Here is a 19,413-nt window from a genome sequence, read left to right as displayed (position 1 = left end):
ACCAGCGAGGACTCATCCCGTGATCGACGATACCCGCGCCCGGCGCAACGTGACGGTCCTCGTGGCCGCGCAAGCCTTTCTCGGGGCGCAGATGCCGATGATCTTCGTGATCGGCGGGCTCGCGGGCGGCATGCTGTCGCCGAACATCTGCCTCGCCACCCTGCCGATCAGTTTCATCGTCTTCAGTTCGATGACCACCGCGCCGTGGCTGTCGCCGCTGATGCAGCGGCGCGGTCGCCGCTTCGGCTTCGTGCTGGGGGCCGGTGCGGGGGCCATCGGCGCCTTGATCGCGGCCTACGGTCTTTACATCGGGTCCTTCGCGGTCCTGCTGCTGGGGTCGTTCTTTACCGGCATCTACATGAGCGCGCAGGGCTTCTACCGTTTCGCCGCCGCCGATACGGCCTCGGACAGATTCAAGCCCAAGGCGATTTCCTACGTTCTGGCCGGCGGGCTGGTCTCTGCCCTGATCGGGCCACAGCTCAACAAGCTGGTGCAGGACGCATTGGTGGTGCCGTACCTCGGCACCTACCTTGCCGTCGCCGCGATCAACATCGTCGGCATGTCGCTGTTCTGGTTCCTCGACCTGCCGAAAGGCACCCGCGGCCAGCCCCAGCCGGTCAGCGCGATCCCGCCGCGCACCCGGCGCGAACTCCTCCGCGATCCGCGCATCGTCGTGGCGATCATCTGCGCCATGGTCTCCTACGCGCTGATGAACCTCGTGATGACCTCGACGCCGCTGGCCGTCGTCGGCTGCGGCTTTTCCAAGAACAATGCCAATGACATCGTCTCGGCCCATGTCGTCGCGATGTATCTGCCCAGCTTCTTCACCGGCCATCTGATCGCCCGCTTCGGCGTCACGCGCATCGTGGGCGCAGGTCTTGCGATCCTGACGGCGGCCGGTGTCGTGGCCCTGTCGGGCGTCACGCTGATGAACTTCTTCGGGGCGCTGGTGCTGCTGGGCATGGGCTGGAACTTCGGCTTCATCGGGGCGACCACGATGCTGGCCGGATCCCACAACACGGCAGAGCGCGGTGTGGTGCAGGGCCTGAACGACACAATCGTCTTCGGCATGGTGACGGTGGCCTCGGTCACCTCCGGCGGGCTGATGAACTGCTCCGGCGGCAGCCCTGTGCAGGGCTGGGACATGGTCAACCTCGCCATGCTGCCGCTGATCGCGCTGGCCGCCGGCGCGCTGGTCTGGCTGGCCCTGTCGTCGCGCCGGGCGCCCGCCTAGCGCCACCAGCCGAAGGTTGCAGACCGCAGCAGACGCAGGCGGTCCGGCAGCGACGCGGGCTCCACCCCCCCCGCCGCCACGGCCTGCGGATCGCGGGCGGCGCGAACCAGCACAGGCCGGGCCTGCCACCCCGCCAAAAGCGCCGCCCCCGCGCCGGAACTGACCGCCGCATGTCGCGACCGCGCCCGGTCCAGACGCTGCAGGGCGGACTGCGCGAGGTCCCGAACACCGTCCACGGTCCCGTCGACCAGCGGCCTGCGGCCTTCATTCTCGAGCGCCGGAATCGCGCGCAGAAAATTCGCCACCCCGGTACCATAGGCGTAGTCCGCAACGACCGCCGGGTCCGCGGTCCCAAGCAGCCGCGCCGCCGTGCCCATCAGCGCCCCCGCCGTCCCGTCGATGTAGCGGTCGAAATGCGCCTGATCCGCAAATGCGTCCTTGTAGATGTCCCAGCGCCGCACGTCGATCAGCGCATCCAGATCGCGCGCGCCCTGCGGGTCGAGGACTTCGGCCAGCGCATCCGTCACCTCGTGGCTGCGCACCGGCCCGCCTGCCGCAATCTCGCCCAGCACATCGCGCCACCATTGCAGGCGCATCTCGGCGATCATTGCCTCCTTGGTCACCCAGGGCGCGCGGGCAACCTCGAGGTTGAAGGCATAGAGCGGAAACAGCACGCGCCGCGCCGCGACGGGCACGGCCATCGTCGCGCGGAACCGCACCGGGTCGCCGCGCTCCACCAGCCGGGCGCAGGCCTCGAAGCTCATGCGTCCTCGCTTTTTTCACAAATACTCAAAATCAGACCTCCGTCCCGTCGCGGATCAGTTTCCAGTTGATCGCATCCAGCAAGGCGTCAAAGGACGCATCGACGATGTTCGCCGAGACGCCAACGGTGGACCACGTCCGCCCCTGCCCGTCGGCGCTGTCGATGATGACGCGGGTCACGGCCTCTGTGCCGCCATCGGTGATGCGCACCTTGAAGTCGACCAGCCGCAGGTCGTCGATGATCGCCTGATAAGGGCCAAGGTCCTTGGCCAGCGCACGGCTCAGGGCGTTGACCGGGCCGCGGTCGGATCCGTCGGGGCCGATGGATTCCGACACGTTCAGCACCTTCTCGCCCGCGATCTTCACCACGACGACGGCCTCCGACAGGCTGACCATCTTGCCCCGCTTGTTGCGCCGGCGTTCCACCGTGACGCGATAGCGCTTCACTTCGAAGAATTCCGGCAGCAAGCCCAGCTCGCGCCGCGCCAGAAGCTCGAAGCTGGCTTGGGCGGTATCGTAGGAATAGCCGCGGCTCTCCATCTCCTTGATCCGGTCGAGGATGCGCGGCAGGCGCGGATCGTCGCGCGCGACCTCCAGCCCGGCCTGCGCCAGCCGTTCGCGCAGGTTCGACTGCCCGGCCTGGTTGGACATGGGCACGATGCGCGCGTTGCCGACCAGCGCGGGGTCGATGTGTTCGTAGGTGGTGGGGTCCTTGGCGATGGCGCTGGCGTGCAGCCCCGCCTTGTGGGCGAAAGCCGAGGCACCGACGTAGGCCGCCTGCTTGGCCGGGACCCGGTTCAGGATGTCGTCGAGCACGCGGCTGGCCTTCTTCAGCCCCTTCAGGGCGTCCAGCGTCACCCCGGTCTCGAACCGGCTGGCGAAGGGCTCCTTCAGCAGCAGCGTCGGGATCAGCGTGGTGAGGTTGGCATTGCCGCAGCGCTCGCCCAGACCGTTGAGCGTGCCCTGCACCTGACGCGCCCCCGCCAGCACGGCGGCCAAGGTGTTCGCCACCGCATGTTCCGTGTCGTTGTGGGTATGAATCCCCAGCTTTTCGCCCGGAATGCCGGAGGCGATGACCTCGCGCACCACGCGGGCCACGTCGTCGGGCAGGCTGCCGCCGTTTGTATCGCACAGCACGATCCAGCGGGCGCCGGCGTCATGGGCGGCGTGCACCGCCTCCAGCGCATAGACCGGATCGGCGGCGTAGCCGTCGAAGAAATGCTCGGCGTCCAGCATGGCCTCGCGCCCCTGCGCCACGAGATGGGTGATCGATGCGCGGATGTTCTCGGTATTCTCGGCGTTCGTGATGCCCAGCGCGGTCGAGACATGGAAGGAATGGCTCTTGCCGACGAGGCAGACCGCGGGCGTGCCCGCATTCAGCACGGCGGCCAGGACGTCGTCGTTCGCGGCCGACCGCCCCGCGCGCTTGGTCATGCCGAAGGCCGCAAGGCGGGGGCGGATGGATCCGACCTGCTCGAAATATTCCGAATCCGTGGGGTTGGCGCCGGGCCAGCCGCCCTCGATATAGTCGATGCCAAGGGAGTCCAGCACCGCGGTGATCTTCAGCTTCTCCGCGGTCGAGAACTGGACGCCCTGCGTCTGCTGGCCGTCGCGCAGGGTGGTGTCATAGAGATACAGACGCTCCTTCGTCATGACCTATCCTCCCGCGCCGAAATTTTCGGAGAAAATTTGCAGCCCTCCGAATTTTCTGGAAAATTCGGCATCACATCTCCTCCAGCGCGGCGGCGTCGAAGTCGGGGCCGGGTTGCCAGCTGGCCTGACCGCCCACGTCCGTCACCACGACGCCCGCCGCCGTCAGCACGTCGCGCACGCGGTCGGCCAGATCCCAGTCCTTGGCCGCCCGCGCCTGCGCGCGGGTGGCCAGCAGCGCGTCGATCCGCGCCGCCGTCGCCTCGTCCACGGACGCGCCGCCCTCGCCGCCCGCCAGCCGTGGCAGCGCGGCCCAGTCGGGCACCAGTCCCAACAGGTCAAGACCGTGGGCAAAGCCCGCCAGCTGCGCCGGTGTCTTGCCCTTGGCCAGCACGTGCAGCCGCGCGATGGCGCCCGGCGTGTTCAGGTCGTTCGCCAGTACGCCGAGGAACTCTGCGTCGGGCTGCCACTGGCCGTCCGCCTTCAGCGCCTTGATCAGCGCGGGGCCGAAGCCGTGGCCCGCGAGGATGCCATACCAGCGCCGCAACGTCGCTTCCGCGTCCTCGCGCTTCTTCGCCGTCCAGTCCATCGGCTTGCCGTAATGGGTGCCCAGCATCACGAGGCGAATGACCTCGCCGCTGACGCCGTCGTCCAGCAGATCACGCACGGTGAAGAAATTGCCGAGCGATTTCGACATCTTCTTGCCCTCGACCTGCAGCATCTCGTTGTGCAGCCAGTAGGTCGCAAAGCCCGCATCGGGGTCGGCGCAGCACGATTGGGCGATCTCGTTCTCGTGGTGGGGGAACATCAGGTCGTTGCCGCCACCGTGGATGTCGAAGGCCGGCCCCAGCAGGGCGCGGCTCATGGCGGAACATTCGATGTGCCAGCCCGGACGGCCGACGCCCCACGGACTGTCCCAGCCGGGCTGGCCTGCGCCAGACGGCTTCCACAACACGAAATCCATCGGGTTGCGCTTGTAGGGCGCGACTTCCACCCGGCTGCCCGCAATCATGTCGTCAAGGGACCGGCCCGAGAGCGCGCCGTATGCGTCGTAGCTGTCCACGGCAAAGAGGACATGGCCCTCCGCTTCGTAGGCATTGCCGCGATCGATCAGCTCTCGGATCATGTCGACCATCGCGCCGATGAACTGGGTCGCCCGCGGCTCGTGGTCCGGGCGCAGTGCGCCAAGGGCGTCCATGTCCTCGTGATACCAGCGGATCGTCTCGGCGGTGATGTCGCCGATCTCGCGCCCCGCCTCGGCGGCACGGGCGTTGATCTTGTCGTCGACGTCGGTGAAGTTGCGGACGTAAGTCACGTGATCCGCGCCATAGACCTGCCGCAACAGCCGGTACAGCACGTCGAACACCAGCACGGGCCGCGCGTTGCCCAGATGCGCCCGGTCATAGACCGTCGGACCGCAAAGGTAGAGGCCGATGCGGTCGGGGTCGAGCGGCTCGAACACCTCGCGGCGGCGGGTCCGGGTGTTCTGCAGGCGGATGAGGGTGTCGTCAGCGGTCATGGGGCCTCGCACGGGCGGTTGCGCCTGCGGGCCTCGATCATCAATTCAGGGGATGAAACGTGAAAAAGCGGCCCGCGGACTGGATCAGCAGGGAATAATGCAGCAAATGAGGAAGCGGCGCTTGGTCATGGCATGTTCCTTAGCACCGCCCCCGGCCCCTGTCGAGAGGGCTGCGGCAACGCCGTTGACCCGCACCGCCGACACGCGCCATGATGCCGCCATGTCACGCCAGACCGTCAGCCGCCTCTGCGCCGCCCTGCCCGGCGCCACGCTGGACCATAACTTCGGTCCCGACCACGACAGCTGGAAGATCGGCGGCAAGCTCTTTGCCATCGTCGGCAGTCAGGCGCACGGCGTTTCGGTCAATACCGACAGCGTCGAGACGGCGCGGATGCTGATCGACGCGGGCGTCGCCACCCGTGCCCCCTATTGCCATGCCAGCTGGGTTTCCGTGCCGATGGAAGCCGCGGCGGAAGAGATGGCGCACCGGATCGCCGTGTCCTACCGCCTTGTCCGGGCCAGCCTGACCCGCAAGGCGCAGGCCGCGCTGCCCCCGGCCCCCGACACCGCGGGTTGACACGACGCACGCTGCCCGGTTGGGTGCGGCCATGAAAATGTCCTCTCGCATCCAGAACATCACCGCCGGCGGTTCCGACGGCTGGGCGGTCTACTACCGCGCCCGCGCCATGAAGGCCGCGGGCCAGCCCGTCATCCAGCTGACCATGGGCGAACACGACATCGGGACGGACCGCGCGATCCTCGACGCTATGCACCGTTCAGCCACCGGCGGGAATACGGGCTACGCCCTCGTCGTCGGCAACGACGACCTGCGGGCGGCGGTGGCGGAGCGGATCGAAAGCCGCACCGGGGTGCCGACGGGTCCCGAGAACATCGTGATCCTGCCCGGCGGTCAGGCGGGCTTGTTCGCCGCTCATCACGCCGCCTGCGATCCCGGCGACACGGCGCTGTTCATCGATCCCTACTACGCCACCTACCCCGGCACGATCCGCGCCGTCGGCGCCGTGCCGCGGGCGATCAAGGTCAGCGCCGACAATGGGTTCCAGCCGCAGCGGCGCGATCTGGAAGAGGCCGCCGAGGGGGCATCGTCGCTGCTGATCAATTCACCGAACAATCCGACCGGCGCGGTCTATGACGCCGACACGATGGACGGAATCTCGGCCGTCTGTCAGCACCACGACCTCTGGCTGATCTCTGACGAGGTCTACGACACGCAGGTCTGGGAGGGCACGCACATCAGCCCCCGCGCCCTGCCCGGCATGGCTAAGCGGACGCTGATCGTGAACAGCCTGTCGAAGAGCCATGCGATGACCGGCAGCCGGATCGGCTGGATCTGCGGGCCGGCGGATGTCGTGCATGCGATCCACAATCTGGCCACCCACAACACCTACGGCGTCGCGGGCTTCGTGCAGGATGCCGCCGTCTTTGCCCTGTCTCAGGGCACAGCGGCAGAGGAGGCGGTGGCCGCGCCCTTCCGCCGTCGCCGCCAGATCGTGCTCGACGCGCTGGCGGGTCAGAACGCGGTGCGCGCGGCGCCGATTTCCGGCGCGATGTATGCCATGCTCGACATCCGTGCGACGGGGATGGACGGCGAATCCTTTGCGAACGCCCTGCTGGACGCGGAACTGATCGGCGTCATGCCGGGCGAGAGTTTCGGACAGGGTGGCGCAGGTCACATCCGGGTCGCCATGACAGTGGACGACGACCGGCTGGCGGATGCGGTGCGCCGGATCGCGGCCTTTGCGGCGACGCGCGTCGGCTGACACGGGGACTGCACGGCCCGTGTCTCGACCGTTGCCACCTGAACAAAATAAAACGGGCACCCCTTGCGGGATGCCCGTTCTGCCTTAATGGCCGTTCAGATCAGAACGCGAAGGAGGCCTTCAGCGAGGTGGTCTTGGCGGTCAGGTCGACGCCGGTGTCGTTGAAATCGTCGAACTTGTGCTCGAGGTATTCAACGCCAACGCGGATTTTCGGCGTCACGGCATAGGTCGCGCCCACACCGTAGTAGTAGCCGTTGTCGTTCTCGCTGGTGCCGAAGGCATCGGTGTCGAGGTAGGCATAGCCACCGGCCAGGTACGGCATGAAGCGACCGGCGTCGTAGCCAGCCAGCACACCGGCGCGGACGACATCGTTGTTGTCACCGATGGTGTCGACGTCCAGCTTGTCGTAGGCCAGCTCGCCACCCAGGACGAAGCTGCCCAGGTCGTAGAGGTAGCCGGCGTGCACGCCGTAGTTGTTCAGGTCCTGGTCGGCCAGGGCTGCGCCACCGAAGGTGCCGTCGAGCTCTGCCTTGCCGGCACCGGCCTGCGCGCCGAGGTAGAAGCCGCTCCAGTCGCTGGACATCGGCGCCATCGGCGTGATGACCGGTGCGGGGGCGGGCTCCACCACGGGTGCTGCCATGCCGCCGGCGGTCGCGGCGGAAGCGGTCGCCATAGCGACGACGGCGCCGAGGATCATTACGTTTTTCATGTTGTCTTCCTTTGGGAGGTTTCGTTTCTTCACACTACGCCTGTTCAACGCAGTGTGCACGGCATGCCGTTCCCGCGTTCTGCATGGAAATCGGGCAGCGTTGCAACGGCACAACAATCACAGACTTGTGTTCCGGCTGACCGTTCCCCCCGAAACGGCGGCGCTGACGCCGGTCGTGCCCCGGCAGGATGTCGGCAGGCCACGGGCAACGCGCACTGCCAGATAGGCGAAGGCCTGTGCCTCCAGCATGTCGCCGTCGAGGCCCGCATCCTCGACCGGGCGCACGGGAATGTCTGTCGCCGCCGCGATCATCTGCATCAGGGTGGCGTTGTGACGCCCGCCGCCGCCGACCCAGATCGCCGCGGGAGGGGCCGGGCAATGCTGCAGCGACTCGGCCACCGCCAGCGCGCTGGCCGCCGTCAGGGTCGCCGCCGCGTCCGCATCCGACAGCGGCACGACGGCCGCGGCGAGGGCGGTGAAGGTATCGCGGTCCAGCGACTTCGGCGGCATGCGGTAGAAGTAGGGATGCGACAGGAAGTCGGCGACGATGCCGTCGTGGATCGTGCCAGAGGCCGCAAGCGCCCCGCCCTCGTCCCGCGCGGTGCCCCGCCGTTTCAGCAACGCGTCGTCCAGCAGGGCGTTCGCGGGCCCCGTGTCGAATGCCAGCAGGGCGCCGTCGTCCTCTGGGCGTGTCCTGGCGGGGTCGATCCATGTCAGGTTGCCGACACCGCCCAGATTGAGGAACACCAGCGGCGCATCGGCCTGCATCCAGCGCGCCAGCGCGAAATGGTAGAACGGCGCCAGCGGCGCGCCCTGCCCGCCCAGCCGCACGTCGGCGCTGCGAAAGTCCCAGACCACCGGCCAGCCGAGCATCTGCGCCAGCGCCGCACCGTCACCCAGCTGATGCGTGCCGCGTCCGTCCGGGTAATGGGCCAGTGTCTGGCCGTGGAAACCGACGAGGTCGATGCCCTCGAATCCGCCCAGCAGCGCCTGATGGCCGTGGGCCACGACCTTTGCCGCCGCCGCCACGTCATCCTCGGGCCAAAGCCCGAGTGCGGCCTTCAAGGTCGCACGCTCGCGGTCGGAATACTCGCGGTAGTCGCTTTCGCCGAAAGCCTCGATCGTGACACCGTCCGTCACCAGCACGGCGGCGTCGATACCGTCGAGGGACGTGCCCGACATCGCCCCCAGGGCGCGGATCGGTCCTTTGATCTTCATGGTCTTTCCCTCGTGACGCGGCGCCGCTATTGATGCCCCGGCACGACACAGGGGACAAGACATGACCTACCATCCCAAATCGGACTTCATGGCCGTGATGATGCAGCGCGGCTTTCTGGCCGACTGCACCGACTATCAGGGCCTTGACGATGCGCTGAGCGCCGGTGTCGTGCCTGCCTATATCGGTTTCGATGCGACTGCCACGTCGCTTCACGTGGGGTCGCTGATCCAGATCATGATGCTGCGCTGGCTGCAGAAGACGGGCCACAAGCCGATCACCCTGATGGGCGGCGGCACGACGAAGGTCGGCGACCCGTCGTTCCGCGCCGACGAACGCCCGCTGCTGGACAACGCGGCCATCGACGCCAACATCGCGGGGATCCGGCAGGTCTTCGCCGCCTACCTCGACTATTCGGACGCCCCGACCGGCGCGCTGATGCTCAACAATGCCGAGTGGCTGGACGATCTGAACTACCTGTCCTTCCTGCGCGACATCGGGCGGCACTTCAGCATCAACCGGATGCTGGCCTTCGACAGCGTCAAGTCGCGGCTGGACCGGGAACAGAGCCTGTCGTTCCTTGAATTCAACTATATGATCCTGCAGGCCTATGACTTCCTCGAGCTGAATCGCCGCTACGGCTGTCTGCTGCAGTTGGGCGGATCGGACCAGTGGGGCAACATCGTGAACGGCATCGACCTGACGCGCCGGGTGCTGGATCACGAGATCTATGGCCTGACGTCCCACCTGCTGACCACCAGCGACGGGCGGAAGATGGGCAAGACCGCTGCGGGCGCCGTCTGGCTGAACGCCGACCTGACCGCGCCCTACGCCTTCTGGCAGTTCTGGCGCAACACGACCGACGCCGATACGGGGCGGTTCCTGAAGCTCTATACAGAGCTGTCGCTTGACGAATGCGAGCGTCTGGGCGCGCTGGAGGGGTCGGAGATCAATGCTGCCAAGGTGATCCTTGCCAACGAGGTCACGGCGCTGCTGCACGGCCGCGCCGCGGCCGAGGCGGCAGAGGCGACGGCGCGCGAAGTCTTCGAGCAGGGCGGCGTCGGCGACGACCTGCCGACGCTTGACCTGACGGCGGCAGAGATCGGCGACGGGCTGTCCATTGCGCAGATCCTCGTGCGCAGCGGTCTGGCGGCGTCCGGCAAGGAGGCGAAGCGCCTGATCGCCGACAACGGCGCACGCCTGAACGACGCGGCGCTGACCGACGCCGGCCTGATGGTGACGCCCGACATGCTGGCCCAGCCGATGAAGCTGTCTGCGGGCAAGAAGCGGCACGCGCTGGTACGGCTGACCTAAAGGATCAGCACCAGCGCCAGCAGCGGCAGGCAGGTCAGGGCCGCCAGCACGGCGGCGGCCGGCAGGGTCAGGCGCGGGGCCGCGGCGCGGATGCCGTGGACGGTCGGGGGATGGCGCATGGGATAACCTTTCGCAGGGGCCTTTGCGCCATTAACACCGCATTAGGTTTCGAATGCTTTAAGATCGGCCATGCTGATGCGCCCCGTCATGGCCCCGCCCGATCCTCCGCTGCCCCTGCAGCAGTCCGTGGGTTTCGCCCGCGCCCTGACCCGTCTTGGGCGCCGAGCCGAAATCGAAGCCTTGCAGGACGGCGGTCAGGTGCTTGTGGTGTCGCGCCCCCTCGGGGCGCTGGGGACCGTGCGGTTCGCCTCGCGCGGGCCGGTGTTTCACGCGGACACCCCGCCTGCCGCACGCGTGGCGGCCCTGCGCGCCGCAAATCTGCACGTCATAAATGCCGAGGAAGACGACCCGACGCTTCTGCGCGCCGCGGGCTTTCGCCGGGTGATGACCCCGGCGACACGCGCGGTCCTGCCGCTCGACCCCGATCCGGACCGGCAGCTTGCCCTGTGTCATCCGGCGTGGCGGGGCAATGTCCGGCAGGGACGGCAGAGGGGTCTGCGGATCAAGGCGCGGCCGCTCTGTCCCCGCCGCGATGGCTGGTTTCTGGCGGCGGACCGCGAACAGCAGCGGCAGAAGCGCTTTCGCGCCCTGCCCCATGCGGTCAGCCTCGCCTTTGCCGACGCCAATCCCGGCGACGCGCTGGTCCTGACCGCTCTGGAAGGTGCGACGCCCGTCGCCGCCATGCTGATCCTGCGCCACGGCCGCGCCGCGACCTACCAGATCGCCTGGTCCGGGCCACGGGGGCGCAGCCTGCGGGCGCACCCCGTCCTGCTGATGGCGGCGGCGCAAAGGCTGGCCGCCTCGGGCGTCACGGAACTCGACCTCGGCACGATCGACACCGACGCGGCGGCGGGTCTGGCACGGTTCAAGCTGGGCAGCGGCGCCACAGTCCGGCGCCTTGGCGGCACATGGGTGCGCCTGCCGGGGTGGCACGGCTGAGGGTGCCGTGCTAGCGCAGATCCGACCCTGTCGGAGGCGGCCCCATGACCCTGTTGCAGATCGCGTCGTTGCTGATCGTCCTCGCGGGCCTGTTCGGGGCGATCAACTACCTGTTCCTGAAACTGCCCTCTGCCATCGGCATCCTCGTCGTCGCGCTGCTGGCCTCGCTGATCGTCATGGCCCTCGACGCGGTCGTGCCCGGCCTGAACGTCGCGGACACGATCCGCAGGCAGGTGTCAGGCATCGCATTTTCCGATGCTTTGCTGGAGGGGATGCTGGGCCTGCTTCTGTTCGCGGGCGCGCTGCACGTCAAGACGTCGGACCTGAAGGCGGAGTGGGCCACGGTCGGGTTGATGGCGACGATGGGCATCGCGATCTCGACCGTCATCGTGGGCTATGGGTTCGCGTGGATCACCGGGATGCCGCTGCTGGTGGCGCTGGTCTTCGGCGCGCTGATCTCGCCCACCGATCCGGTCGCCGTCATGGGGGTGTTGCGCGACACCAACCTGCCCAAGTCGCTGGAAACCAAGATCGCCGGTGAAAGCCTGTTCAACGACGGGGTGGGCTACGTCGTCTACCTGATCCTCGTCGGTGCCGCCTTCACCGGTGGCGGCCATAGTGCGACCGAAGATGCGGGCGTGGCCGACGCGGCGCTCCTCTTCGCGCGCGAAGCCTTCGGTGGCGCAGTCTTGGGCCTCGTGCTGGGGTTCCTGACATTCCGCCTGATGCGGCGGATCGACGACTACGCGCTGGAGGTGCTGCTGACGCTGGGTCTTGCCTTCGGCGGCTACGAGCTGGCGGTGGCGCTGCATGTCTCTGCCCCGATCATGGCAGTGTGCGCGGGGCTGCTGATCGGCGACGTCGGCACCCGGCTGGGCATGTCCGAGGAGACACGCAAGTATGTCGAGGCGTTCTGGAAGCTGATCGACGAGATCCTGAACGCCGTCCTGTTCCTGTTGATCGGGGTAGAGGTGTTCGCCGTCGTCTTCGACAAGTCCCACCTGATCGCGGGCAGCGCCGCCATCGTGCTGGCGCTGGTCGCCCGCCTGCTTGCGGTGGCGGTGCCGATCACGCTGCTGCGTCCCTTCCGCAGCTATTCCGGCGGGGTGATCCGCGTGATGACATGGGGCGGGCTGAAGGGCGGCATATCCGTGGCGCTGGCCCTGTCGCTGCCGGACGGCGAATGGAAGCCGATCATCCTGACCGCCACCTATATGGTCGTCGTCTTCTCGATCATCGTGCAGGGGCTGACCGTCGCGCGGCTGGCCAACCACGTCAATCCACAACCGAGCCTGATCCCATGACCGCCTACGTCGTCTACGATGTCTTCACCGACCGCCCCTTCGGCGGCAACCAGCTGGCCGTCTTTCCCGACGCCGGCGCCCTGCCGGAGGGTCTGCTGCACCCGATCGCGCGGGAGTTCAACTTCTCCGAGGTGGTCTTCGTCTTTCCGCCGGACGACCTGCGCCACAGTGCGCGGGTCCGGATCTTCACCCCGACGCAGGAGGTGCCATTTGCCGGGCACCCGCTGATCGGGACGGCGGTGGCGCTGGCCGACCTCGGGTTCCCGGCCGAGATGATCCTCGAAACCGGCGTGGGCCCGATCCCCTGCACGGTGGCGGATGGACGTGCCAGCTTTACCGCCACGACGCCGCTGACCCGCCACGCGACGCCCGATATCGCGCTGGTCGCGCGTGCGCTGGGGCTGCGACCCGGCGACATCGACACCGGTCTGCATGCGCCGGTGCAGGCCGGCGTCGGTCTGGCCTTCGTCATCGCCCGGCTGACGGATCGGGACACGCTGCGCCGCTGCCAGCCTGATGTGGCCGCCATGAGGGAGGGTGCGGCCCTGCATCCGGCGGGCCTCGACTTCGCCACGCTCGCCTATGTCATCGACGGTGATACGGTCCATGCCCGGATGTTCGCGCCGGTCGATAATATCCCCGAGGATCCGGCCACCGGAAGCGCCGCCGCCGCCCTCTGCGCGCTGCTTCATGACCTGACCGGTGTGCCGCAGCGGCTGAGCATCCATCAGGGGCTGGACATGGGCCGCCCCTCGCTTATCCTTGCGCAAACCGATGGACCGGACGCAGGCGTCATCATTTCAGGCAATGCCGTGCGGGTCATGGAAGGGCAGTTCCGTGTCGATCGATAACGAGGACACAACGCTGGTGCCGCTGTCCGCCTTCGACATCTGGACGGACGGAACCGCCAAGCCCGCCCCCGACCTGGCGGCATGCCCCGTCGACGGGGCCGCCTACCGCTGGCTGCACTTCGACCTGTCGGACATGGCGCTGGCGGGCTGGTCGGCGCAGAACCTGCCCGGCCTCGCGCGGCGCACCCTGCTGGCCGACAAGACGCGGCCCCGCATGGACATGGACGACCACGGCATGGCCATCACCCTGCGAGGCATCAACCTCAACGCCGGGGAAGAGACCGCCGACATGGTGTCGCTGCGGATCTGGCTGACCGAGACGCTGATCATCACCGTGCGGCGACAACGCATCTTCGCGCTGGAGGATCTGCGGGATCAGGTCATGGCGGACGACGCGCCGCACAGCCCCGGCCACATGCTGGCCCGGATCACCGAAGGACTGGTGGAGCGTCTGGAAGGCATCGCCTTTGCCCGCGAGGATACCGCCGACGATATGGAGGACGACGTCTACGAGCACGACCGTGCGCCGCTTGACGACCTCTCACCGCTACGGCGCGAGATCATCAAGTTCCGTCGGCACGTCGCCCCTCTGGCCGAGGCGCTGACACAGGTGGCACAGGCAGACACCGACCTGATCAAGGAGGATCTGCGCCACCGCCTGCGCGATACCGCCAGCCGCTGCCGCTGGGCGCTGGAGGAACTGTCGGAGGTGCACGACCGGCTGACCGCCATGGCCGATCATCTGGACACGGTGCAGAACACGCGGCTGGAAAAGAACAGCTACCGCCTGTCCGTGGTCGCCGCGATCTTCTTGCCGCTGGGCTTCCTGACCGGCCTCTTCGGCGTGAACGTGGGCGGGATGCCGGGCGTCCAGAACGACCATGCCTTTGCCGTCTTGTGCGTCGGCATGGTCGTCATCGGCGTCGTGTCGGCCGCCGTCATGCGCTGGTTGCGCTGGTTCTAGCTGTAAAGCGGCACGACACCCGCCTTGGCGTGGATGTCGTTCACATCGTCGGACCGCAAACCCAGCTCGTCCGCGAAGCTGCGCAGGAAGTCGACCTCTGCCGGATGGTCGAGGTCGATGGCCATCAAAGCCATGGCATAGACCTGTGCCTCTGCCCCCTGCGGCACGCCGGCGGCCAGTTCCGCCGCGGACATGCGCCGGGTCATCGCATCCTCGACGAAGGCGCGTTCCTGCGCCGTCGCGCCGTCGAGGTGTTCCATGATGCGCGACCGCTCGGTGTCGTCGAGGGTGCCGTCGGCCTGTGCGGCCTGCACCATTGCAAGCAGCATGACGGCGGCAAGGCCCTCTTGCTCTGGCGGGATATGCGCCTGCGGGTCGGCGGTGGTATCGATCTGCGACTGCAGGGTCTGGCCGAAATGGCCGGTCTCGCGCGGGTGGGTGCCCGCGCCGGTCAAGCCGCCGATCAACCCGCCGAGGCCCCCGGCCCCGGCCAGGCCGCCCAGCATGTCAGACAAACCGCCAGACGAGGGCGGCGTGCGGCGCGTCCCGCCCTGACGCCCCTGCAGGCTGTCGAGCAGGCCGCCCAGCCCGCCGGTCTGACCCGTGCGCGCGGTCGTGCCGCGGCGTCCCAGCATGTCGTCAAGCACCGTGCCGGACTTGCCCGCGCGGGCGTTCTGCGTCAGCGCCCTGGCGCCCTTGGCCACGGCCACGCCCATGGCGACCCGGGCGAGTGTTCTCATCAGGCTCATCGTCTTCTCCCGCTTGCTGCGCGGCGCAGGATGCCACATCCCGCGCCTTTGTGTCTCGGCAAACGCGCGTCCCGCCGATCGGGGACCGGATCGATGGCCCCGTGGGCGAAACTTCGCTAAGACCGGAACCAGAACGCATCAACGAGGCGCCATGACCCAGACCATCCATAACCGCGCCGCCGCCGCCGGGCTGCGCATGACAGCACCCCGGCGTGTCATCGCCCGGGTGCTGGACGCCGCCGACGATCACCCGGACGCCGAGGCGCTGCACGCCCGCGCCGCGGCCATCGACCCGCGCATCTCGCTTGCCACGGTCTACCGCACGGTGAAGCTGTTCGAGGAGCAGGGCATCCTCGAAAAGCACGCCTTCGGCGACGGGCGTGCCCGCTACGAGGCGGCGGACGGCGGCCACCACGATCACCTGATCGACATGGCGACCGGTCAGGTCATCGAGTTCGTCGATCCCGAGATCGAGGCGCTGCAGGAAAAAATCGCCCGCCGCCTCGGCTACCGGCTGATCGGCCACCGGCTGGAACTGTTCGGAGAGCGGATCGAGGACTAAGGCCCCTTCGGCCTGATCTGCGTGCGGACGGCAGGGCGCTGCCGCCGCTTCCCGCCGCCCCGCACGCGAAATGTCGGGCCGGCGCTTTCCAACCGCGCCACTTCGGCGTAACCGGTCGGCACAGATACTTGGAAAGAATACCCGTGGACAACCTGCGCGGCAGCATACTGATGGTCCTCGCCATGCTGGGCTTCGCGCTCGAGGACATGTTCATCAAGCAGATGTCGGGGGCGCTGCCGACGGGACAGATCCTCGCCACGCTGGGCCTTGGCGGGTGCGTCGTCTTCGCCGTCATCTGCCGCGCGCAGGGCGCCGCCCTGCTGCAGCGCGATGCTCTGCATCCGATGGTTCTGCTGCGCAATGTCGGAGAGATCTTCGGCACGCTGGGCTACGTCACCGCCGTGGTGCTGACGCCGATCTCCTCCGCCTCGGCGATCTTTCAGGCGACGCCGCTCTTCGTCACGCTGGGGGCCGCGCTGTTTCTGCGCGAAGCGGTCGGCTGGCGCCGTTGGGTCGCGATCTGCGTCGGCTTCTGCGGCGTGCTCCTCATCATCCGCCCGGGGATGGAAGCGTTCCGCCCCGCCTCTCTCTTTGCCGTGCAGGGGGTGGTGTTTCTGGGCATCCGCGACCTCGCCACCCGGCGCGTGCCGGCGACGGTCAGTTCGATGCGGCTGTCGACCTACGCTTTCGGCGTGACCGTGCCCACGGGCCTGATCCTGATGGCGATCATGGGCGAACCCTTCGTCCGGCCCGGCACGCTGGACACCCTGCGCGTGCTGGGGTCCGTCGTCGTCGGCGTTCTGGGCTATTATGCCCTCGTCGCGGCGACCCGGATCGGCGAGATGTCCCATGTCGCGCCCTTCCGCTACTCCCGGCTGGTCTTTGCGCTGATCGTCGGCGTCACCGTCTTTGGCGAACGGCCCGATGCGGCCACGCTGATCGGCGCCGCCATCATCGTCGGGTCCGGCATCTATTCCGCCCTGCGCGAAGGCCAGCGCCGCCGCGCTTCCCTTGCGGCAGCAGGCGCGATATAACCCCGTTAACGCTAACATCCACCGACCGGAGGCTCCCATGAGCAGCATCATCGACATCCATGCCCGCGAAATCCTCGACAGCCGTGGCAACCCCACGGTGGAGGTCGACGTGACCCTCGAAGACGGCACCATGGGCCGCGCCGCGGTGCCGTCGGGTGCTTCCACCGGGATGCACGAGGCGCACGAGCGCCGGGACGGCGACAAGGCGCGTTACATGGGCAAGGGCGTGCTGGAGGCCGTGGCCGCCGTGAACGGCGAGATCTTCGAGGCGCTGCTGGATTGCGACGCCACCGATCAGGTCGGTATCGACGAGGCGATGATCGAACTGGACGGGACCGACAACAAGGGCCGTCTGGGCGCCAATGCGATCCTCGGCGTGTCGATGGCCGTGGCGAAGGCCGCTGCCGATTTCACGTCGCAGCCGCTGTTCCGCTACATCGGCGGCACCTCGGCCCGGATGCTGCCGGTCCCGATGATGAATATCATTAACGGCGGCGAACACGCCGACAACCCGATCGACATTCAGGAATTCATGATCATGCCGGTCGCGGCCAGCAACATCCGCGAGGCGGTGCGCATGGGGTCCGAGGTGTTCCACACGCTGAAGAAGGAACTGTCTGCCGCCGGCCACAACACCGGCATCGGCGACGAGGGCGGCTTTGCGCCCGGCCTGAACTCCACCCGCGAAGCGCTTGATTTCATTCTGAAGTCGATCGAGAAGGCCGGCTACACCCCCGGCGAGGACATCTACCTCGCGCTCGACTGCGCCTCGACCGAATACTTCAGGGACGGCAAGTACGAGATGAAGGGCGAAGGTGCCTCGCTCACCTCCGATCAGAACGTCGACTATCTGGAAAAGCTGGTGAACGACTACCCTATCATCAGCATCGAGGACGGCATGTCCGAGGACGACTGGGACGGCTGGAAGGCCCTGACCGACCGTCTGGGCGACCGGGTGCAGCTTGTGGGCGACGACCTGTTCGTGACCAACCCCAAGCGACTGGCCGAAGGCATCAGGCGCGGGTCGGCCAATGCCATGCTGGTCAAGGTCAACCAGATCGGCACCCTGACCGAGACGCTGCAGGCCGTCGATATGGCCCACCGCGCCCGGTTCACCAACGTCATGTCGCACCGGTCGGGCGAAACCGAGGATACGACCATCGCCGACCTCGCCGTCGCCACCAACTGCGGCCAGATCAAGACAGGATCGCTGTCCCGGTCCGACCGGCTGGCAAAATACAACCAGCTGATCCGGATCGAGGAGATGCTGGGCGAGACCGCACTATACGCCGGGCGCAGCATCCTGCGGAGCTGACGGCAGCGGCGTGGACCGCCTCGCCTCTCGTGCGCGGTCCCGCCTCGCCTCGGCATGATGCGCTGAGACCGTCGCCAATATCTCGGCGTGCCGGGGGCTGGCCCCCGGCACGCCGCCTGGCCGTCTGACACACGAAAAAGGGGCGGCTTTCGCCACCCCTTCCATCGAACGTCTGGGTCCGAGAAATTACTCCCAGAAACCTTCGTCCACGTCCTGTGCGGCTTCGATGTCTTCCTGCGTCATCTGCGTGACGTAGGCATAGGTCCCATCGTCCAGCGCCGTCAGACGCACGTTCTCTACGGGCATCAGCACCATCTTGTCGCCGAGGCCGAGGAAACCGCCGACTTCGCCGACGATGCCGACCATCTGACCGTCACGCGACAGCACGACGTCCTCGATCGAGCCGATACGCTCCCAGCCTTCGCCGGTGCCTTCATAGGTCTCGTTGTCGGTCCACATGGTGTTGTCTTCCGCCGCATCCATGCGCCAGATCTGGCCGCCCGTGATATCACGGGTGCGGATCAGATTTTCCGACGTCGTCAGATCGAAGTTCTGCATTTCGTCGACATCGGCAGCGGCGTTTTCGACCGCATTGCCGGTCGCATCGGCGGCGTTTTCGACAGCGTTGCCGGTGGCGTCGGCGGCGTTCTCGACAGCGTTGCCTGCGGAATCGGCTGCATTCTCCATCGACTGCTCTGCCTGCTCGGCATTGGTGTCGACGGCGGTGCCGTCAGCGTTCATGTGGCTCTCGGCGGATACCATCGAACCGGCGAGTGTGAGGGCCAGGGCTGCGGTGCTTGTCTTGAGAATATTCATTGTTCTCTCCTGTTTAGTGATCTGATGCAACAACGGCTGGCACGGCATTCGGTTGCATACCGGATTGCCTGGAATATCATTTATTAACCCAGTTTAAGATTTTGCGATGCCTGATTCAGAAAGGACGCCCGATGACTGCCGACGACCTGATTGCCCACCTGGATCTGTCGCCCCACCCCGAGGGCGGCTGGTATCGCCAGACATGGGTGGCCGACAATCCCGGCCGTCCCACCGGCACCGCGATCCTGTTCCTGCTGAAGGCCGCAGAGATCAGCCACTGGCACACCGTCGATGCGACGGAGATCTGGTTTCACCACGCCGGCGCGCCGTTGATCCTGCGCCAGGCGGCCACGTCAGCCGGGCCCGCCCATGCTACGGTGCTGGGTCCAAAGGTTTTGCAGGGACACGCGGTTCAGGCCATTGTGCCGGCGGGCCACTGGCAATCGGCGCAAAGCACCGGCGACTGGTCGCTGGTCAGCTGCACCGTATCCCCCGGGTTCGACTTCGCCGGTTTCACCCTAACGCCGCCCGGGTTCAACATTCCGTCCGGCGATACGTGATCCCTTGCGCCGTC

General features: G+C 67.4%; 20 protein-coding genes. 12 read left to right on the top strand and 8 right to left on the bottom strand.

Annotated elements, in window-relative coordinates:
- Positions 1-19 precede the first annotated feature (19 nt).
- The gene (locus BUA54_RS01890) at positions 20-1,234 is read left to right on the top strand and encodes an MFS transporter (protein WP_072855501.1); all 1,215 of its coding nucleotides are present in this window, start codon (positions 20-22) and stop codon (positions 1,232-1,234) included.
- Here BUA54_RS01890 and BUA54_RS01885 read toward each other — a convergent pair.
- From BUA54_RS01885 to cysS, 3 genes are all read right to left on the bottom strand, one after another.
- Complete coding sequence (locus tag BUA54_RS01885) at positions 1,231-1,998, bottom strand: squalene/phytoene synthase family protein (RefSeq protein WP_072855500.1); 768 nt, start codon at positions 1,996-1,998, stop codon at positions 1,231-1,233. The two genes, BUA54_RS01890 and BUA54_RS01885, sit on opposite strands and share 4 nt — an antisense overlap.
- A 31-nt stretch (positions 1,999-2,029) precedes the next feature.
- The gene (cimA, locus tag BUA54_RS01880; RefSeq protein ID WP_072855499.1) at positions 2,030-3,649 is read right to left on the bottom strand and encodes a citramalate synthase; all 1,620 of its coding nucleotides are present in this window, start codon (positions 3,647-3,649) and stop codon (positions 2,030-2,032) included.
- Between the two features lie 70 nt (positions 3,650-3,719).
- On the bottom strand, positions 3,720-5,165 hold the full coding sequence (gene cysS, locus BUA54_RS01875; protein WP_072855498.1) for a cysteine--tRNA ligase: 1,446 nt from the start codon (positions 5,163-5,165) through the stop codon (positions 3,720-3,722).
- A 220-nt stretch (positions 5,166-5,385) separates the two neighbouring features.
- Here cysS and BUA54_RS01870 point away from each other — a divergent pair, with 220 nt between their 5' ends.
- The gene (locus BUA54_RS01870) at positions 5,386-5,742 is read left to right on the top strand and encodes an MmcQ/YjbR family DNA-binding protein (RefSeq protein ID WP_084114108.1); all 357 of its coding nucleotides are present in this window, start codon (positions 5,386-5,388) and stop codon (positions 5,740-5,742) included.
- Between the two features lie 31 nt (positions 5,743-5,773).
- Entirely contained in the window at positions 5,774-6,946 is a 1,173-nt protein-coding gene (locus tag BUA54_RS01865) for a pyridoxal phosphate-dependent aminotransferase (protein ID WP_072855497.1), read from the top strand.
- 100 nt (positions 6,947-7,046) lie between these two features.
- On the opposite strand, the gene BUA54_RS01860 is transcribed toward BUA54_RS01865, so the two are convergent.
- Together BUA54_RS01860 and BUA54_RS01855 are read right to left on the bottom strand one after the other, a co-directional pair.
- Positions 7,047-7,655, bottom strand: a complete 609-nt coding sequence (locus BUA54_RS01860; RefSeq protein ID WP_072855496.1) for an outer membrane protein — start codon at positions 7,653-7,655, stop codon at positions 7,047-7,049.
- A 117-nt stretch (positions 7,656-7,772) separates the two neighbouring features.
- Positions 7,773-8,873 carry an anhydro-N-acetylmuramic acid kinase gene (locus tag BUA54_RS01855; RefSeq protein WP_072855495.1) on the bottom strand — a complete coding sequence of 367 codons (1,101 nt, stop codon included), beginning with the start codon at positions 8,871-8,873 and terminating at the stop codon, positions 7,773-7,775.
- 61 nt (positions 8,874-8,934) lie between these two features.
- Here BUA54_RS01855 and tyrS point away from each other — a divergent pair, with 61 nt between their 5' ends.
- Positions 8,935-10,185, top strand: coding sequence for a tyrosine--tRNA ligase (gene tyrS, locus BUA54_RS01850; protein ID WP_072855494.1), 1,251 nt, complete (start codon positions 8,935-8,937; stop codon positions 10,183-10,185).
- Here the strand turns inward: tyrS and BUA54_RS21710 are convergent.
- The gene (locus BUA54_RS21710) at positions 10,182-10,304 is read right to left on the bottom strand and encodes a hypothetical protein (protein WP_281250627.1); all 123 of its coding nucleotides are present in this window, start codon (positions 10,302-10,304) and stop codon (positions 10,182-10,184) included. The genes tyrS and BUA54_RS21710 overlap by 4 nt on opposite strands.
- Before the next feature lie 70 nt (positions 10,305-10,374).
- Here BUA54_RS21710 and BUA54_RS01845 point away from each other — a divergent pair, with 70 nt between their 5' ends.
- Genes BUA54_RS01845 through BUA54_RS01830 form a run of 4 tightly spaced genes read left to right on the top strand, consistent with a single transcriptional unit; the run spans position 10,375 to position 14,363 of the window.
- Positions 10,375-11,244, top strand: a complete 870-nt coding sequence (locus BUA54_RS01845; RefSeq protein ID WP_084114000.1) for a GNAT family N-acetyltransferase — start codon at positions 10,375-10,377, stop codon at positions 11,242-11,244.
- A 44-nt stretch (positions 11,245-11,288) separates the two neighbouring features.
- Positions 11,289-12,548: a cation:proton antiporter gene (locus BUA54_RS01840; RefSeq protein WP_072855493.1), complete on the top strand. Its 1,260-nt coding sequence runs from the start codon at positions 11,289-11,291 to the stop codon at positions 12,546-12,548.
- Positions 12,545-13,399, top strand: coding sequence for a PhzF family phenazine biosynthesis protein (locus BUA54_RS01835; RefSeq protein ID WP_072855492.1), 855 nt, complete (start codon positions 12,545-12,547; stop codon positions 13,397-13,399). The genes BUA54_RS01840 and BUA54_RS01835 overlap by 4 nt, the downstream gene beginning before the upstream one ends.
- The gene (locus BUA54_RS01830) at positions 13,386-14,363 is read left to right on the top strand and encodes a CorA family divalent cation transporter (protein ID WP_178352693.1); all 978 of its coding nucleotides are present in this window, start codon (positions 13,386-13,388) and stop codon (positions 14,361-14,363) included. Before BUA54_RS01835 ends, BUA54_RS01830 begins: the two co-directional genes overlap by 14 nt.
- On the opposite strand, the gene BUA54_RS01825 is transcribed toward BUA54_RS01830, so the two are convergent.
- A complete protein-coding gene (locus BUA54_RS01825) occupies positions 14,360-15,112 on the bottom strand; it encodes a DUF533 domain-containing protein (RefSeq protein ID WP_072856097.1) in 753 nt (250 codons plus the stop codon). The genes BUA54_RS01830 and BUA54_RS01825 overlap by 4 nt on opposite strands.
- Positions 15,113-15,263: 151 nt before the next feature.
- Here BUA54_RS01825 and BUA54_RS01820 point away from each other — a divergent pair, with 151 nt between their 5' ends.
- From BUA54_RS01820 to eno, 3 genes are all read left to right on the top strand, one after another.
- The gene (locus tag BUA54_RS01820; protein ID WP_072855491.1) at positions 15,264-15,674 is read left to right on the top strand and encodes a Fur family transcriptional regulator; all 411 of its coding nucleotides are present in this window, start codon (positions 15,264-15,266) and stop codon (positions 15,672-15,674) included.
- Between the two features lie 143 nt (positions 15,675-15,817).
- Positions 15,818-16,708 carry a DMT family transporter gene (locus BUA54_RS01815; protein ID WP_072855490.1) on the top strand — a complete coding sequence of 297 codons (891 nt, stop codon included), beginning with the start codon at positions 15,818-15,820 and terminating at the stop codon, positions 16,706-16,708.
- A 37-nt stretch (positions 16,709-16,745) separates the two neighbouring features.
- Complete coding sequence (gene eno, locus BUA54_RS01810) at positions 16,746-18,023, top strand: phosphopyruvate hydratase (protein ID WP_072855489.1); 1,278 nt, start codon at positions 16,746-16,748, stop codon at positions 18,021-18,023.
- A gap of 186 nt (positions 18,024-18,209) precedes the next feature.
- Here the strand turns inward: eno and BUA54_RS21515 are convergent, their stop codons facing one another.
- Positions 18,210-18,839, bottom strand: a complete 630-nt coding sequence (locus BUA54_RS21515) for a PRC-barrel domain-containing protein (protein ID WP_245810539.1) — start codon at positions 18,837-18,839, stop codon at positions 18,210-18,212.
- Between the two features lie 131 nt (positions 18,840-18,970).
- Between BUA54_RS21515 and BUA54_RS01800 the strand changes: the two genes are divergently transcribed.
- Positions 18,971-19,399 carry a cupin domain-containing protein gene (locus BUA54_RS01800; RefSeq protein WP_072855488.1) on the top strand — a complete coding sequence of 143 codons (429 nt, stop codon included), beginning with the start codon at positions 18,971-18,973 and terminating at the stop codon, positions 19,397-19,399.
- Positions 19,400-19,413 lie beyond the last annotated feature (14 nt).

It is taken from the genome of Loktanella atrilutea, assembly GCF_900128995.1.
Classification (GTDB): Bacteria; Pseudomonadota; Alphaproteobacteria; order Rhodobacterales; family Rhodobacteraceae; genus Loktanella; species Loktanella atrilutea.
Note: the sequence above shows the minus strand (reverse complement) of the source record. Positions and strands in the feature narration are given on the sequence as shown.

Excerpts from the sequence above, each read along its gene's own strand:
- BUA54_RS01885 (WP_072855500.1), bottom strand. The coding sequence starts at position 1,998 with ATGAGCTTCGAGGCCTGCGCCCGGCTGGTGGAGCGCGGCGACCCGGTG.
- cimA (WP_072855499.1), bottom strand. The coding sequence starts at position 3,649 with ATGACGAAGGAGCGTCTGTATCTCTATGACACCACCCTGCGCGACGGC.
- cysS (WP_072855498.1), bottom strand. The coding sequence starts at position 5,165 with ATGACCGCTGACGACACCCTCATCCGCCTGCAGAACACCCGGACCCGC.
- BUA54_RS01870 (WP_084114108.1), top strand. The coding sequence starts at position 5,386 with ATGTCACGCCAGACCGTCAGCCGCCTCTGCGCCGCCCTGCCCGGCGCC.
- BUA54_RS01865 (WP_072855497.1), top strand. The coding sequence starts at position 5,774 with ATGAAAATGTCCTCTCGCATCCAGAACATCACCGCCGGCGGTTCCGAC.
- BUA54_RS01860 (WP_072855496.1), bottom strand. The coding sequence starts at position 7,655 with ATGAAAAACGTAATGATCCTCGGCGCCGTCGTCGCTATGGCGACCGCT.
- BUA54_RS01855 (WP_072855495.1), bottom strand. The coding sequence starts at position 8,873 with ATGAAGATCAAAGGACCGATCCGCGCCCTGGGGGCGATGTCGGGCACG.
- tyrS (WP_072855494.1), top strand. The coding sequence starts at position 8,935 with ATGACCTACCATCCCAAATCGGACTTCATGGCCGTGATGATGCAGCGC.
- BUA54_RS21710 (WP_281250627.1), bottom strand. The coding sequence starts at position 10,304 with ATGCGCCATCCCCCGACCGTCCACGGCATCCGCGCCGCGGCCCCGCGC.
- BUA54_RS01845 (WP_084114000.1), top strand. The coding sequence starts at position 10,375 with ATGCTGATGCGCCCCGTCATGGCCCCGCCCGATCCTCCGCTGCCCCTG.
- BUA54_RS01840 (WP_072855493.1), top strand. The coding sequence starts at position 11,289 with ATGACCCTGTTGCAGATCGCGTCGTTGCTGATCGTCCTCGCGGGCCTG.
- BUA54_RS01835 (WP_072855492.1), top strand. The coding sequence starts at position 12,545 with ATGACCGCCTACGTCGTCTACGATGTCTTCACCGACCGCCCCTTCGGC.
- BUA54_RS01825 (WP_072856097.1), bottom strand. The coding sequence starts at position 15,112 with ATGAGCCTGATGAGAACACTCGCCCGGGTCGCCATGGGCGTGGCCGTG.
- BUA54_RS01820 (WP_072855491.1), top strand. The coding sequence starts at position 15,264 with ATGACCCAGACCATCCATAACCGCGCCGCCGCCGCCGGGCTGCGCATG.
- eno (WP_072855489.1), top strand. The coding sequence starts at position 16,746 with ATGAGCAGCATCATCGACATCCATGCCCGCGAAATCCTCGACAGCCGT.
- BUA54_RS21515 (WP_245810539.1), bottom strand. The coding sequence starts at position 18,839 with ATGAATATTCTCAAGACAAGCACCGCAGCCCTGGCCCTCACACTCGCC.
- BUA54_RS01800 (WP_072855488.1), top strand. The coding sequence starts at position 18,971 with ATGACTGCCGACGACCTGATTGCCCACCTGGATCTGTCGCCCCACCCC.